Origin of the sequence: Streptomyces sp. NBC_00012, assembly GCF_045040875.1 — a bacterium.
GTDB lineage: Bacteria > Actinomycetota > Actinomycetes > Streptomycetales > Streptomycetaceae > Streptomyces.
Genome location: NZ_CP108309.1, coordinates 1,245,735 through 1,260,465, shown reverse-complemented (window position 1 = coordinate 1,260,465; position 14,731 = coordinate 1,245,735). Strand labels below are relative to the sequence as shown.

The following is a 14,731-nucleotide window of genomic DNA, read 5'->3' as shown; positions in this document are numbered from 1 at the left end:
ATGTCTCAACTTCGCGCGCCCGTAGCGCGCCCGGAACGCCGAGAGGGCGGACGGCACGGCCGACCGGGTGCCCGTTCCCACTCGGCCGCGGGCAGGCCGCGCGCCGCCCAGCCGTCCCCCGAGGCGCGTATACGCCCCCAACTCCTGCGCACGGCGGTGCTGCCGACCGTCGTGGCGGTACTGAGCGGAGCCGCAGCGGTCATTTTCACCGCCCGCTCCACCGGAGCCCGGCTCTCCGGCGAGCTCTGGATCGCGCTGGGTGCTGCCGGAACCCTGGCACTCGCCGCGGTGCTGGCCGCGTACCTCGCCGCCAATCGCGTCGCCACCACCGTTTTCGGCCGCTGTCTGGCACTTCGCCGCGCCAGCGCCCAGGGCCAGGCCGAACTGCAGCGGGTGGTGGAACAGCTCCGCAACGGCGAACCGGTGCCCGCGCGCAAGCCCGCACAGCCCTCGGCTCCGGGCAGCGACGGCTTCGAGCTGCTCGCCCAGGAGCTCGGCCGCCAGCAGGAGGCCGCCGTGGCCGCGGTCGTCCAGGCGTCCCGGCTCGCCGACCACTCCGGCGAGGACCAGAAGGTCGAGGTCTTCGTCAATCTCGCCCGCCGGCTGCAGTCGCTGGTGCACCGGGAGATCCAGCTGCTCGACGAGCTGGAGCACGAGGTCGAGGACCCCGATCTGCTCAAGGGCCTCTTCCACGTCGACCATCTCGCCACCCGCATCCGCAGGCACGCCGAGAACCTCGCCGTCCTCGGCGGCGCCGTCTCCCGGCGGCAGTGGAGCAACCCCGTCACCATGACCGAGGTCCTGCGCTCGGCGATCGCCGAGGTCGAACAGTATCCACGGGTCAAGCTCGTGCCGCCGATCGCCGGCACGCTGCGCGGCCACGCCGTGGCGGACGTGATCCACCTGCTGGCCGAACTGGTGGAGAACGCGACCGTGTTCTCCGCCCCGCACACCCAGGTGCTGTTGCGCGCCCAGCAGGTCACCGCCGGACTGGCTCTGGAGGTGGAGGACCGGGGGCTCGGCATGCCGGGCATCGAGCAGAAGCGGATGAACGCCCTGCTCGCCGACCCCGACCAGGTCAATGTGGCGCATCTGCTCCAGGACGGCCGGATCGGGCTGTTCGTCGTCGCGTCACTGGCCCGGCGGCACGGCATCGCGGTCCGGCTGCAGAGCAACATCTACGGCGGCACACAGGCCGTACTCGTCCTCCCGCAGTCCCTGCTGGGCGTGGACGGGGACACTCCGGCCGAGGGCGGCGCGGCACCGGTGCCGCCCCCGGGTCCCGTACACCGCCCACCGGCCGAGGACGACCGGGCCGGCCACCACAGGCCGGAACCGGCCCCGAGCCTGAACGCCAACCCCGCGCCGAACGTGAGTCTGAACCCCGGTCCGAGCACCGCACCGGGTCCGCAGACGAACGCCGTCCGCCAGCCCTACGTCCCCAGCCAGCCGCTGCGCCTGCACCAACCGCCCCAGCAGGCACAGGGCGACCAGGGCCAGGGCGAAGCCCCGCCGCTCCCGCTGCGCGCCGAGTGCCGGGACCGCCCGACCCCGGCCGAGGCCACCCCCGGCATCCGGACCGCCGAGGACGCACCCGACGCCGCCCGCTCCGAGCCCACAGTGGTGCGCGGCAGCATGGGCCGGCCCCAACTGCCCAGGCGTGCCAACCAGGAGCACCTGGTCCCGCAGCTCAGGGAGGCACCGGCCCCGCGCAGCGAGGACGAACAGGCACTGCACGACCCGGGACTCATGGCGGCCTTCCGACGGGGCATCGAACTCGCCGAGGCCCGCAGCGAATCCGAGGCCGACACCGCCCCGGAGCCGGAAACAGCCCCCGGGGCGGCGGCCGACCCGCTGGCCTGGCAGCCCCGGGCCCCACTCGAACCGCTGCCGGTACGCGGAGCCACCGCGACCGTCGCCCCGTACCCCTCGGGCCTGGGCCCTGACGCGGCCCGGGCCGACGACCCTCTCGAAACGAACACCTCCAAGGAGTAGATGCACCATGGCGACCGATATGCCGTCCGGTCAGGTCCCGGACCTCGACTGGCTGCTGAGCGGACTGGTCCAGCGCGTTCCGTACACACGCAGCGCGGTTCTCCTCTCCGCCGACGGGCTGGTGAAATCCCTTCATGGCATGGACGCCGACAGCGCCGACCACATGGCGGCGCTGGCCGCCGGCCTGTACTCGCTCGGCCGCAGCGCGGGAGCGCGCTTCGGTGACAGCGGCGAGGTACGGCAGGTGGTGGTCGAGCTCGACTCGACCCTGCTGTTCGTCTCCACCGCCGGGTCCGGTACCTGCCTCGCCGTCCTCGCCGGACGCGAGGCGGACGCGGCGGTGCTCGGCTACGAGATGACCATGCTGGTCAAGAGCGTCCGGCCCTATCTGATGACGCCCGTCAGACAAGCGGCCGGGTCGCCGGGCACCACGGGGCTGTGAGGGTGTCGGTCCCGCAGGACGGGCCTCTGCTCGACGACGCGGCCGGCCGGCTGATTCGCCCGTACACCGTGAGCAACGGCCGGACCCGTCCTACGGCCGTGCTCGATCTGCTCTCCCTGATCATGGCCACGGGGAGTGAACCGCAGATACATCTCGGTCCCGAGCACTCCGTCGCGCTGGGGCTGTGCGGCGGCCCCACCTCGGTGGCCGAGATCGCCGCCCATCTGCGGTTGCCCGCAGTCGTCACCAAGGTGCTCGTCTCCGACCTGGTCGACTGCGGGGCAGTGACCGCGCACCCGCCCGCCTTCCACGACATGCCCACCGACCGATCTCTGCTGGAGGCAGTGCTCGATGGCTTACGACGACAGCTCTGAGGGCTTCGGCAGCCCTGCAGCGTACTGGAACGACGCAAGCCCCGAAGGCTTCGGAAGTCACGAAAGCCGCGGAGGCCACGGTCAGTTCGAGGGCGGTGGCGGCCCGGATAGCTACGGACACCCGGGGAACCACGGGGATGCTCAGAGCTACGGGGACGCGCAGGGCTACAGCGGCACGCAGGGCTATGCGGACGCTCCGGGCCACGAACCCGAGCCGGATCACGGCGCCCCCGGCGGCCCCACGGGCTCCGAGGGGTTTCCCGTCGCGCTCAAGGTGCTGGTGGCCGGCGGGTTCGGGGTCGGCAAGACGACGTTCGTCGGCGCGGTCAGCGAAATCGCACCGCTCAGCACGGAAGAGCTGCTGACCCAGGTCAGCGCCGCCACCGACAGCCTCGAAGGAATCGAGTCCAAGACCGCGACCACCGTGGCGATGGACTTCGGCCGCATCACCCTCGACGAGCAGCATGTGCTCTATCTCTTCGGCACCCCGGGCCAGGAACGTTTCTGGTTCATGTGGGACGAGCTCTCCCAGGGAGCGCTGGGAGCCGTAGTGATCGCGGACACCCGCAGGCTCGCGGAGTGCTTCGCCGCTGTCGACTTCTTCGAGCGGCGAGGCATCGGATTCATCGTCGCGGTGAACGAGTTCGACGGCGCCTACCGCTACGCGCCCGAGGAGATCCGGGCCGCACTCGACCTGGGCCCGGACGTACCGGTGGTGCTCTGCGACGCCCGGATCGCCAGCTCGGGCACCGGGGCCCTGGTCACACTGGTCCAGCACCTGATCAACGCCACTTCTTCCTCGGCCCCGTTGACCGGTTTCGGAGCCCGCCCGTGATCCGGGACACCACAGGCCGCATCCTGCTCACGCCCGTCGACGGCGATGCCGTGGTCCGTACCCAGCGGCTGAGGACGCTCGGGCTCGGTGAGCGCCCCGACGCGTCGTTCGACAACTTCGACGCCTTCGCCGACCGGGTGGCCGAGGTGACCGAAGTGCCCTTCTCGATGGTCAACTTCATCGACGGCAACCGGCAGTTCTTCGCCGGGCTGCACACTCCGGGCGGCGCACACAAGGGATCCGACCTGGGTGCCGCGGCCGCAGGCAGCAGCCGCAGCGGCCGGTATGTGGCGCTCGACCGCGGCTACTGCCCGCATGTCGTCGTACGGCGCAAGGCGCTCGTCCTGGAGGACGTCTGCGACTACCCGCGGTTCGCCGGCAATCCGGTGGTCGACGAAATAGGCATCCGCTCCTATCTCGGAGCACCCCTGATCGACCGCACGGGCATCGCCCTGGGTGCCGTCTGCGCGGTCGACACCGTGCCCCGGCCGTGGGGCAGGGCGGGACTCGACACGATCAAGTCCCTGGCCATGGAGCTCGTCGGGCACATCGACCAGCGGGAGGGCAACGGCATCGGGATCTGATCGGGCACGCCCGCCCGGCGCCGGGGCGCCCGGCCGACGACCCCGATGAGTCCTTTGTCCTCGCAGTTCAGACCTCGACCGTCGTACCGTCCAGGAACGTCAGCACCACCGAGTCCGCACCCGCACGCACCCGCACCGCGTCGCGCAGCGCCTCCGGATGCACGGCGTCCCGGGAGAGGGCGACCAGCGAGACATGGATGCTCCGCCCGCCCGGGTGCGGCCCGCTGCGGAGATACGGAATCGCCGAGTGCGGCCCGTACGCATTCGACTGGACATCACGTGCCACGGCCGCCCCTTCGGTGCCGCCGTCCCAGCCGTGCAGCCCGATCAGCGCGCTGCTCAGACCTTCGGCGGTGCGGGCGAGTGCCCAGTCCGGACCCGACAGGGCGAACGGGCGCTCCACATGGGCGATGGCGTGACCGCCCTCCCGGACCACCGCGCCCTCGGGCGCCTCGACCCGGTGCACCCGGATCTCCCACGGACCGTGCAGCACACTTGTGGTCTCGACCCGGTACGGATGATCGTCACCGGGCAGCCGGGCCGCGTACCAGGAGGCGGCGACGCGGTCCTCGCAGCGCAATGGATGGATCCGGCGGCGCAGCGACGGGGTGCCGTTCGGTGCCAGGAGCGCCAGATGACCGTCGATGGAGCGGACCACGGCGTGCGGGGCGGCCTCGGGGCCCGTCGCCGTCGAGTACGCGAACCGGGCGTAGTGCGGATCGTCGGTGCCCTCGGACGGGTCGGCCCCCTCCTCGTACGGCGGATTGTGGTCGCTGCCGTGGTTGACCAGCCGGACGATGCCGTCGTCACGGGTGCCGTGCAGCAGCCAGCCGGTGGCGGGCAGCGCGGTGTACCGGTCGGACTCCTCGACGGGCAGCGGGAGTTCGCGCGCCGTCCACACCGCGTGGTCGGCCGGCAGCAGCAGCCCGAGGAAGCCCTTGCTCGCCCAGTACGGAGAGGCGGGGCCGGAGTACGGCTGGGTGCTCGGCAGGAACGTGTCGTACCAGCCGAGCGTCAGCAGCCCCCGCTCGTCCGGCACACCGCGCTCCGCGAAGTGCCGCATCGTGCCCGAGGCGAGCCGGCGGGTGAGCCCCGGCGCCAGCGGAGTGCAGTCGGCCAGTGCGCCCATCCACACCGGAGCCAGCGCGGCGAACCGGTAGGTCAGCGAACGGCCCTGGTGGACCGGCGCGCCGTCGGAGCCGAAGAAGTGCTGATAGTCCTCCAGGAACCGGCTCAGCCGCTGCCGGTAGACCTCGGTCCTGCCTCCGTCGTCGCCGCCCGCGATCCGTGACCAGAGGAGCGGGTACAGATGCATCGCCCAGCCGATGTAGTAGTCGAAGTTCCGGCCGTCCCCGTCGGTGTACCAGCCGTCACCGACGTACCAGTCCTCGATCCTGTCCAGGTTCGACTCGATGTCCGAGCGGCTGTACGGCGCGCCGACCGAGGCGAGGAACTGCTCGGACACCACCTGGAAGAGCCGCCAGTTGTTGTCCCAGGTGCGCCCGCCGACGAACCCGGAGAACCAGTCGACGACCCGCTCCTGGACCCGGGCGTCCAGCCGGTCCCAGATCCACGGCCGGGTCTCGTGCAGCGCCACCGCGACCGAGGCCGCCTCCACCATCTGCTGCGAACAGTCCGTCAGTTTCGGCCAGGCCTCCCCACTGCCGGGGTCCGTGCCCGCTGCCAGCCCCGCCGTGTACCGATCGATCAGCGCGGGGGCGACCGCCCCGCCCGCGCCCGCGATCCTGCAGGCGGCGAGCAGGAACGACCGGGCGAACCCTTCGAGACCGTCCGAGACGACCCCCGACCAGCTGCCCCGGCCGGGCAGCCGGTACTGGGCGAAGCCGGGGGTCGCGTACGGCACCAGCGCATCCAGCATCCGGTCGGCGGTCGTCTCCCAGTGCGCCCGGGTCCAGCCGGTACGTGACGACAGGAGCCGGTCGGGCGGCGGCAGTTGCAGATGCGGTGCGACGGACATGGTGGTGCTGCTCCTCTGGGTGATGCGCGGATGGGCTACTGGACGAGATCGGCTCTGTGGGTGTGGCCGCGTGAGCCGCCGACGGCGACGGTGAGCACGGGCCTGCGGCCCGGGACGAGACTCACCGAACCATCGGCCTGTGCCACTGACCGTACGGGGAAAGGGAGTTCGACCGTGAGCGTGGTGAGGGTCCGGCCCGGGTCGGCGACCGCGACCCGGACGTGTCCGCCCTGGCGCTGCACCAGCACCGACGCCGGGCCCGACGCGGTGATCCCGGCAGCCGTTCCGGCGCCCCAGAAGTTCACCGCGGTCAGCCCCGCCCGGCGCACCTCCACGGCCTGCGCGGTGGTGTCGTTGGCGACGATCCGGACCGGCCGGGACCGCGACCACACCGCGGTCGCCGCGGCCGACGCGCCGGGCAGCAGCACATAGGCGTAGTGGGCGTCGGCGGGAGAGGGGCCGTGGTCCGTCCAGAGCGTCAGATAGCGGCGGGTGACCGGGTCGGTGCTGCCGCCGGTGTCCGCGCCGGTGTCGATGGCCCGCCAGGTGCCGGTGCGCTGCTCACGCAGGGCGTGCAGGGCTGTTCCCTCCGGGAACACATAGCCGCCCACCGAGTCGACATGCGCCCAACGGGCCCGGCCGAACTCGCCGCTCCAGCCCTGCTCGACGGGGAGGCGGACGCCATCGACCAGCAGCCGGTGGCGTCCGTCCGTACCCAGGTTGCGGTTCTCGACGATCGTCTCGACCGGTCGGCCGTCGCTCGCCGTGATGCCCGCGCCGAGCGCGATCACCGCGTTGTCCAGCAGGAACCACGACTTCCTGGCCCGCAGGGTGGTGCCCTGGGCGCCGATCACCTCCATCGCGGCGGCCCCGTACCGGCCGTCCAGCACCACGCCACCCGCGACGGTGTTGGCCGGACGGTAGGTGGACGTACCCCCGCCGGTGCCGAGATCGGTCCGCTGCCGGGTGTCGACCGTGGTGCCGGGGAGACGGTAGGGATCGACGGTCGGCCAGAAGCCGTCATTGAACTGCCCGAGGTCTTCGCCGTCGTACAGATACGTCATGCCGTCGCCGGTGTACCAGCCGTGCAGATTCTCGCCGTTGCCCGCCTCGTACGCCGAGATCCGCTTCGACGAAAGCGACAGCGCGCAGGCCCAGCCGGGGCGGCGGTGCACGGCGCGGTCCATGTCCGCGAAGACGTGGCTGCCCGTGGAGCGGGGTCCGGCCGGCACCGTCCCGTCGCTCAGGACGGCCTTGGCCAGGGCGAGTTGGGGGAGAGTCGCGAGACCGTCGAAGGGGGTGGTGCGGTTGCGCGTCAGCCAGCCCTTGACCAGCGACCGCCAGCGCGTCGCGTACTCGGCGGGCGCGCCGGACGCCAGCAGCAGGATCGCGGCGAGGGCCGTCGCACCGTCGCGGTGGTCACCGGCGCGCTCACGGGAGATCGCCCGGCCGCGCACCGAATCCATCATCAGCCCGTCGAAGATCACCGGGGCGAAGGTCCGCTCCACGGCGTCGTACATCACCGACACCTCGGGGTCGGCCACCGCCCACTCGGACCCCGCCAGCAGAGCCAGCAGATACGCCGTGCCGCCCAGCAGCACCACGCCGTACGAACCTGTGTAGGCGACCACGTCGTGCTGGACGAACGAGCCGTCCTCGTAGAAGCCGTCGCCCGAACTCGTGTACCGGAACAGGCTGTTGCGGCCCGAGTCGCGTACGTCGGAGAGCGCGTCGCGGGCCGAGGCCAGCTTGGCCGGGTCCTGTCCCAGCAGCCCGCGCAGCGCCACGATCACGGCCTTGTCGGTGCGGTTCGCCCCGGTCTCCGCGAGCGTGGGGGAGTTGGTACGGCGGTCCGCGTCCGGGCAGAACCGGTCGACGACCGCGAGGTAGTCCGTCAGGTCGGCCGCGGGAATCCGGTCGCGCAGGATGACGGCACAGTCCATCAGCGCACGCGGGGCGCCGATCTCCCAGAACCACCAGTTGCCGGTCTCGCGCCTGGCCGGGTTGTACGCGGTGTCATGGGTGAAGCGGAGCGCGGCGACGAGGGCGCCCGCCACCTGTGTGGACCCGGCAAGGGAGGACCCCTCGGTGGCCCAGGCGGTCGCGACGGTACGCAGCCGGGTGTAGCTCTGGCCGAAGTTGCCCGGGTCGGTGAGCGGCGCGAGGTCCGGCCAGAGCGCGGTGCGGCCGACGCTGCGGTCGAGGGTGTCCCACAGTCCCGCGGCCGTGGTGTCCAGGGCCGCGACCGCGGCGGTGAAATCGGGGTCGGCCGGGTCGAATCCGCCGCCGGTGAGCAGGGATTCGGCCCGCTCGAGCAGTGTGTCGAAGCAGGCGGTGGGTGCGGCCGCGGCTCCGGCTCGGGCGGATGCGTCCGCGGTGGGGGAGGCTTGCGCGGAACCGGCCGTTGTCATTTGTGCCGTCGCGGCTGTGACGGCGGTGGCGCTGCTCGCCGCGAGCAGTGTGCGTCTGCTGAGGTTCACGGTGAACTCCCTTGTCGCAGCGGTCAGTCGGCCAGCGTGGCAGGGTCGACGGGCGGCTTCGGAAGGTTCAGTGCGGCCAGCTCGGCCCGGCCCGTGGCGTCGATCGGGAACGCCCAGGTGTTCAGGAAGAAGTCCGTGAGGTCGTAGCCCGCGATCCGGCTGGAGTAGGTGGCCAGGGCCCGGTAGCGCTTGTCGTTCTCGGTGTAGTCGGACTGCGGATTCTCCTCGCGGACCAGCTTGTGCAGCCGGGGCCAGAAGTCGTTGCCGAACGCCAGCTCCAGCTGTCGCAACGGGACGAGCTTCTCGTAGGCGCCGAAGGACTTCTCGTACGTCAGCCCGGCCGTGCCGAACTTCAGCCGTGCCGACTGGAAGTAGGTGAGCCCCGTCTTCGGGTCGACGGTGAGGAGGTTGGACGGCTGCTTCAGGGTGCGCTGGGCGGCCAGTGAGTAGATGTTGACCGTGACCTCGGTCAGACCGCCGGGCTTGTACGCCATCTGCTGGTGGAGATGGCCGAGTTCGTGGTAAAGCCCCCAGCCCCGGGTCCGCAGCCCCTCCACGGTCGTGGCCCGGTCGAGGTAGGCGCGCGGGAAGCCGTTGTAGCCGTGCGTGGCATAGGCGCCCACGCCGCTGGGCACCTTGCTGACCTCGGTGAAGTGGTACGGCCCGGCCTTGCGCCGGTGTACCGGCTTCGAGCCGTCCAGACCGCTGATCCGGGCGTGGGAGTCGATGATCGTCTCGACCAGCCCGAGCAGTGCGGCGTGGTCCTCGTCGCGGTACAGCAGCGCGCCCTCGCGAGTGAGCGTCATGATGGTGTTCGGTGCGTGCAGTTCGACGTACGGCGAGGCGGTGAGCGTGTCCAGCCGGTGCTGGTAATCGGCCTCCGAGGTGCTGCCCAGGGTGAAGACCGGCATGGGGACGGCGCCGGAGCGGATCACCACACCGGCCTGCTCGCCGCGGCCCGTCAGGGTGAGGTAGACCGGGCCGCCGTGTGGGTCCGTGACGGTGTTCGCCCCCGCGGTCAGCGGATAGCTGCGGGGCTCGGTGATCTCGCCGTAGTAGTCCCAGGCGCCGATCCAGAGGGTGGGCAGCAGATCGTCGTACGGCTGGACGGTGAGGGAGAGCGGGGTCCCGGCCGGGACGTACAGCCCGGTGGGCTGGAACTCCGAGCCGCGCAGGGCCTGTCCGAGCCGCAGCCGCTCGGCCTCGGCGGCGGGCCGGGCGGTCACGGTCAGCTTGACCGGGCGGCCGGCCGTGCGCTCGGTGGCGGTGCCGGACGTGGTGGCCCGAGCCGTTCCGGCGGCGGCGCCGAGTGCGACGGCAGCCCCGGCCCCGGCGGCCGCGGCGAGGACGGAGCGCCGGCCGACGGGGGATGAGACGGCGGAAGAAGGGGTGGAGGAGCCGGCGGAGTCTGTGGGCATGCGCATGCGGAACTCTCCCTGCGGAAACCAGTGAGGGGCGGAAGCGTGCGGAACGGTGCTGCTCGGCGCCAGCATGTAAGCGGTTGCTGTCCAGAGGCAAGAGGGGGCAAGAAGTTACTGAGATTTACTATGACCAACTGCGGACAGGCGGGAAGTAACCGGTCACTTACGGATGGAGCGGCCAGACCTCGGCGCAACGGAATCGCGTACCACGATGTGGGTGCCGAGCCGCAGCGCACCCGTGGTGGGTTCCCGCCAGTCGTCCTCGTCCCCGCCGTTCACGGCCAGCCGTACCGCCTGGCGTCCCATCTCCTCCAGGGGAATGTGGACGGTGGTCAGCCGGGGCCGCAGCTCCTGGGCCACCGGAATGTCGTCGTACCCCACCAGGGACACGTCCTTCGGCACCCGGATCCCGGCCTCCTCCAGGGCCTGGGCCGCGCCCGCCGCCACCATGTCGTTGGCCGCGAAGACGGCGGTGAAGTCCGGCCCGTCCCGCAGGACTTCGGCCATCTTCCGGTAGCCGAAGTTACGGCTGAAGGTGCCGGGGCGGACCAGGTCGGGGTCCGGGGCGATGCCGCGCAGCCGCAGCGCCCGCTGGTATCCGGCCAGCCGGTCGCGGGTGGTGGAGAGCTTGGGCGGGCCGGCGAGGTAGAGGATCCGCTCGTGGCCCTGCATCAGCAGATGGTCGGTGATGGCGAAGGCGCCACCCTCGTTGTCGTACTCGACCGCGACGGTCGGGGCCTCCTCGTCCAGCGGCGGCCTGCCGCACAGCACCAGCTTCGATCCGCCCGCGTCCAGCTCGCGCGCCCTGCGGGCCAGCTCGGTGGTGTAGCCGCGGTCCGCGATGGAGCCGCCGACCACCACCACCGCGTCCGCCCGGCGCTCGTGCATCAGATCGATGAAGGCCAGCTCCCGCTGCGGATCGCCCTGGGTGCAGCAGACCAGACAGAGCCGTCCGCCCAGTGCCGCCTCCCGCTCCACACCGCGCGCGATGTACGCGTAGAACGGGTCGATGACCTCGTTGACGATGATCCCGACGGTGCGGTTGGAGACGCCGGCCAGGGCGCGGGCGTGGGCGTTGACGACATAGCCCAGCTCGCGCATCGCGGACTCGACCCGCTCCCGGGTCGCCTCGGCGACCGGGTAGTTGCGGTTCAGTACGCGGGAGACCGTGGCCGTCGACACACCTGCGCGCCGCGCGACGTCGGTGACCGTTGCCCGCCGTTGTCCGTCCCCGGCTGTGCTCTGCCGGCGCATCCGGCTCACCCCCTGGTGGCTGTTGTGTGACGTCGAGCCTAGAGCCTGTGCCGGGGGCGGGCTCACGCGATCCTCCCCAGATCGGCCCGGTGCACCGGGTGGTCGAACGGTGTGCCGTGGGCGTACCGGACCAGCTCGTCCACCGCGAGCGCCCCCAGCCTGCCCACCTCGTTGCCCTGGGCGCCGGCCAGGTGCGGGGTGAGGAAGACGTTCGGAAGGTCCCACAGGGGGTGGCTGTCCGGCAGCGGCTCGGGCGATGTCACGTCGAGGACCGCGTCCAGTCGCCCGCTGACCAGGTGCCCGGTCAGCGCCTCGGTGTCCACGAGCCGGCCGCGCGCGGTGTTGACGAGCAGGGTGCCGGGTCGCATCAGGCCGATCCGCCGGGCGTCGATCATCCCGCGGGTCTCCGGTGTGTCGGGGGCGTGGACGGTCACCACGTCACTCGTCGCCACCAGGGTGTCGAGGTCGGTCGGGGTGACGCCGAGCAGTTCCGCCTCGGACGCGCTGACATAGGGATCGTGGAGCAGTACCTCCGCGTCGAGGATCCGGAGGAGTTCGATGACCCGGCGTCCGATCCGGGAGGCCCCGACGACACCGATGGTCAGCCCGTGGGTGCCGAGCCAGTGCTGCCGGTCGAGGTCGGCGTGGGTGCGGTGGGTGCGCCGGGTGCGGAAGAGCCCGGCCAGCGGGAAGACCCGCTTGGCGCCCATGATGATCGCCGCCAGGGTGTACTCGGCGACGGGTACGGCGTTGGCGGCGGCGGCCGACGAGACGACGATCCCGCGATCGAACGCAACCGGGGACAGAAACGTTTTCACCGTGCCGGCCGCATGGATCACGGCACGTAGCGCGGGGGCCCGGTCCAGCAGCACGGCGTCGACGGGCGGGCAGCCCCAGCCGGTGAGCAGGACCTCCGCGCCGCGAAGCGCCGCCGAGGCCGCCGGGGAGTCGAACTCGCTGATCACGGACGGGTCGAGCAGGTCGGCGGCCTCCTCCAGGCGGGCCCGGGCCGGTGGCGGGAAGACGTCGTCGAGCAGCCCGGGGCTCATGACCAGGACGGTGCGCGGCCGTCGCGGGGACGGTGCCGCAGCATCGCTACCGGATTGAGCCGGTGCCTCTTCGGTGGTTCGCACCCTGCCTCCGGACAGTAATCGCGTTCTATGGGATGACCGGCACGCTAGGGATCGTGATGGCCGACCGTCAAGCTCCAGCCCGCCTCAACTGTCCAATTACACACCATATTTGCGGTTTAGAGGTGCTGGATTCAGTCGCCGGAACATCGCGGCTCAACGACATTTGCCCGGATCTCTTGACGCTTGGGTTAATCGCTTACTAACTTGCGGCCCCAGAAGGCCCACCACGCGCCACCCAGCCGAACAGGACGCACCATGGCTGAAACAGCACCCCCGTTGCCGCGGGAAAAGCGGCGGCAGAAGGCTGAAACACCCTCCCCGCCCGCTGCCGGGGCCGTTGTCGCACAGCACCGGCTGAGCCTCTGGCAGCGGATCAAGCGGGACCGGGTGATGCTGCTGCTCACCCTGCCCGGCCTGCTGTACTTCGTCGTATTCCACTACGTACCGCTGCTCGGCTATGTGGTGGCGTTCCAGGACTACCAGCCGTACCTCGGCTACATGCACAGCGTCTGGGTGGGGTTCGCCAACTTCTCCGCGGCGTTCGGTGAGCCGGCCTTCTGGTCCGCGACCTTCAACACCCTGGAGATCGCCCTCGTCCAGCTGGTGTTCTTCTTCCCGATCCCGATCGCCCTGGCCCTGCTGCTCAACAGCATCGCCAGCGACCGGATCAGGCGTTTCGTGCAGAGCGTCGTCTATCTGCCGCACTTCATCGGCTGGGTCATCATTGTCTCGATCTTCCAGCAGATCCTGGGCGGTGCCGGGCTCCTGCCCGACGTGCTGGGCGGAATGGGACTGCCGCGCTACGACATGATGAGCGACCCCGACGCCTTCCCCTGGCTGCTGACCCTCCAGGTGGCCTGGAAGGACGCCGGCTGGGGCACGATCATCATCCTCGCCGCACTGCTGAACATCGACAAGCAGCAGTACGAGGCAGCCGCCATCGACGGCGCCGGACCGCGACGCCGCCTGTGGCACGTGACCCTGCCGGGCATCGCCCCCGTGCTCATCCTGCTGCTGATCCTCAACCTCGGGCAGATCCTCTCCGTCGGCTTCGAGCAGATCCTGCTCCAGCGCGACGCGGTCGGCCCGGACGCCGGTGAGGTCCTCGACACCTACGTCTACTACCACGGCATCAAGGACAACGACTGGGGCGTCGCCGCCGCAGTCGGACTCGTCAAGGCGGTCATCGGCACCGCACTCGTCCTGGGCGCGAACAAGTTCGCCCACCGACTCGGCCACGAAGGGGTGTACCGCGGTGCTGACCGCTGAGAAGACGCGCGCCATGACGGAATCCACCGCACCGGCGCCCCACCCCGCCCCCGCCCGGAAGTCCGACGGCCGGCCCCCGTGGATGGAACGGCCGACCCGCATCGGACAGACCGCCAAGGCGGCAGCCGTCGTCGTGGTCGTCCTCGCCGTCGCCTACCCGCTGGTCGGCGTCATCGGCACGAGCTTCGCCTCGCAGACCGACATCATCAAGAGCTCCGGCCTCGTCCTGTGGCCCGACCACCCGACCCTGGACGCCTACCGCACCATCCTCACCGGCGGAGTCGTCACCCGCGCGCTGATCGTCTCCGTCGGGATCACGGTCCTGGGCACGCTCGCCAGCCTCCTGGTCACCGTCGGCATGGCGTACGGGCTCTCCCGCCGCGACGTCACGGGCTCCCGCTTCATCCTGATGACGGCCCTGTTCACGATGCTCTTCAACGCGGGCATCATCCCGAACTTTCTGTTGGTCAAGGGCCTCGGCCTGTACGACACCTACGCGGCGCTCGTCATGCCCACCCTGGTCAGCGCGTTCAACCTGGTCGTCCTGCGGTCCTTCTTCATGAGCCTGCCCGAGGAGCTGTACGACGCCGCGAAGGTCGACGGAGCCGGCGACTTCCGCATCCTGGTGCGGATCGTGCTGCCGCTGTCGAAGGCCGTACTCGCCGTGATCAGCCTCTTCTACGCGGTGACGTACTGGAACGCCTTCTTCAACTCGCTCCTGTACCTCAACGACTCCGACAAGTGGCCGCTGCCGATGGTGCTGCGCACCTACGTGCTCCAGGGCCAGAGCCTGAACGCCGCCTCGGCCGGCGAGGTGCTCGCCCCGCAGCAGGCCGTACAGATGGCGGTCCTGGTGATCGCCGTCGTCCCGATCCTCTGCGTCTACCCGTTCCTCCAGCGCTACTTCACCAAGGGCGTGCTCACCGGCGCCGTCAAGGGCTGAGAGGCCCCCGTCGGCCTCTGAGC

12 protein-coding genes are annotated in these 14,731 nt (G+C 71.0%); 7 read left to right on the top strand and 5 right to left on the bottom strand.

Translation table 11 applies throughout. The features are described from left to right. From OHA19_RS05985 to OHA19_RS05965, 5 genes are all read left to right on the top strand, one after another. Nucleotides 1-1,995, top strand: a complete 1,995-nt coding sequence (locus tag OHA19_RS05985; protein ID WP_405749589.1) for an ATP-binding protein — start codon at nt 1-3, stop codon at nt 1,993-1,995. A 7-nt stretch (nt 1,996-2,002) separates the two neighbouring features. After that, nucleotides 2,003-2,437: a roadblock/LC7 domain-containing protein gene (locus OHA19_RS05980; protein WP_405749587.1), complete on the top strand. Its 435-nt coding sequence runs from the start codon at nt 2,003-2,005 to the stop codon at nt 2,435-2,437. Between the two features lie 2 nt (nt 2,438-2,439). Then, nucleotides 2,440-2,811 carry a DUF742 domain-containing protein gene (locus OHA19_RS05975; protein ID WP_405722011.1) on the top strand — a complete coding sequence of 124 codons (372 nt, stop codon included), beginning with the start codon at nt 2,440-2,442 and terminating at the stop codon, nt 2,809-2,811. A 274-nt stretch (nt 2,812-3,085) separates the two neighbouring features. Next, complete coding sequence (locus tag OHA19_RS05970) at nt 3,086-3,646, top strand: GTP-binding protein (RefSeq protein WP_405753226.1); 561 nt, start codon at nt 3,086-3,088, stop codon at nt 3,644-3,646. Continuing rightward, the gene (locus OHA19_RS05965; protein WP_405749585.1) at nt 3,643-4,230 is read left to right on the top strand and encodes a GAF domain-containing protein; all 588 of its coding nucleotides are present in this window, start codon (nt 3,643-3,645) and stop codon (nt 4,228-4,230) included. The genes OHA19_RS05970 and OHA19_RS05965 overlap by 4 nt, the downstream gene beginning before the upstream one ends. Nucleotides 4,231-4,297: 67 nt before the next feature. Here OHA19_RS05965 and OHA19_RS05960 read toward each other — a convergent pair whose 3' ends face one another. From OHA19_RS05960 to OHA19_RS05940, 5 genes are all read right to left on the bottom strand, one after another. Beyond that, nucleotides 4,298-6,208 carry a DUF2264 domain-containing protein gene (locus OHA19_RS05960; RefSeq protein WP_405719132.1) on the bottom strand — a complete coding sequence of 637 codons (1,911 nt, stop codon included), beginning with the start codon at nt 6,206-6,208 and terminating at the stop codon, nt 4,298-4,300. Between the two features lie 35 nt (nt 6,209-6,243). Further along, on the bottom strand, nt 6,244-8,688 hold the full coding sequence (locus tag OHA19_RS05955) for a polysaccharide lyase 8 family protein (protein ID WP_405749583.1): 2,445 nt from the start codon (nt 8,686-8,688) through the stop codon (nt 6,244-6,246). Nucleotides 8,689-8,711: 23 nt separating this feature from the next. Continuing rightward, nucleotides 8,712-10,112, bottom strand: a complete 1,401-nt coding sequence (locus tag OHA19_RS05950) for a M60 family metallopeptidase (protein WP_405749581.1) — start codon at nt 10,110-10,112, stop codon at nt 8,712-8,714. Between the two features lie 156 nt (nt 10,113-10,268). After that, nucleotides 10,269-11,363, bottom strand: coding sequence for a LacI family DNA-binding transcriptional regulator (locus OHA19_RS05945; protein WP_405719139.1), 1,095 nt, complete (start codon nt 11,361-11,363; stop codon nt 10,269-10,271). A gap of 62 nt (nt 11,364-11,425) precedes the next feature. Continuing rightward, nucleotides 11,426-12,412 carry a hydroxyacid dehydrogenase gene (locus OHA19_RS05940; RefSeq protein ID WP_405719142.1) on the bottom strand — a complete coding sequence of 329 codons (987 nt, stop codon included), beginning with the start codon at nt 12,410-12,412 and terminating at the stop codon, nt 11,426-11,428. Between the two features lie 339 nt (nt 12,413-12,751). Between OHA19_RS05940 and OHA19_RS05935 the strand changes: the two genes are divergently transcribed. Next, the gene (locus OHA19_RS05935; RefSeq protein ID WP_405719144.1) at nt 12,752-13,765 is read left to right on the top strand and encodes an ABC transporter permease; all 1,014 of its coding nucleotides are present in this window, start codon (nt 12,752-12,754) and stop codon (nt 13,763-13,765) included. A gap of 82 nt (nt 13,766-13,847) precedes the next feature. Beyond that, nucleotides 13,848-14,708 carry a carbohydrate ABC transporter permease gene (locus OHA19_RS05930; RefSeq protein WP_405753224.1) on the top strand — a complete coding sequence of 287 codons (861 nt, stop codon included), beginning with the start codon at nt 13,848-13,850 and terminating at the stop codon, nt 14,706-14,708. The last annotated feature ends 23 nt before the right edge of the window (nt 14,709-14,731 follow it).

Excerpts from the sequence above, each read along its gene's own strand:
- OHA19_RS05935 (WP_405719144.1), top strand. The coding sequence starts at position 12,752 with ATGGCTGAAACAGCACCCCCGTTGCCGCGGGAAAAGCGGCGGCAGAAG.
- OHA19_RS05940 (WP_405719142.1), bottom strand. The coding sequence starts at position 12,412 with ATGAGCCCCGGGCTGCTCGACGACGTCTTCCCGCCACCGGCCCGGGCC.
- OHA19_RS05985 (WP_405749589.1), top strand. The coding sequence starts at position 1 with ATGTCTCAACTTCGCGCGCCCGTAGCGCGCCCGGAACGCCGAGAGGGC.
- OHA19_RS05930 (WP_405753224.1), top strand. The coding sequence starts at position 13,848 with ATGGAACGGCCGACCCGCATCGGACAGACCGCCAAGGCGGCAGCCGTC.
- OHA19_RS05960 (WP_405719132.1), bottom strand. The coding sequence starts at position 6,208 with ATGTCCGTCGCACCGCATCTGCAACTGCCGCCGCCCGACCGGCTCCTG.
- OHA19_RS05945 (WP_405719139.1), bottom strand. The coding sequence starts at position 11,363 with ATGCGCCGGCAGAGCACAGCCGGGGACGGACAACGGCGGGCAACGGTC.
- OHA19_RS05950 (WP_405749581.1), bottom strand. The coding sequence starts at position 10,112 with ATGCGCATGCCCACAGACTCCGCCGGCTCCTCCACCCCTTCTTCCGCC.
- OHA19_RS05980 (WP_405749587.1), top strand. The coding sequence starts at position 2,003 with ATGGCGACCGATATGCCGTCCGGTCAGGTCCCGGACCTCGACTGGCTG.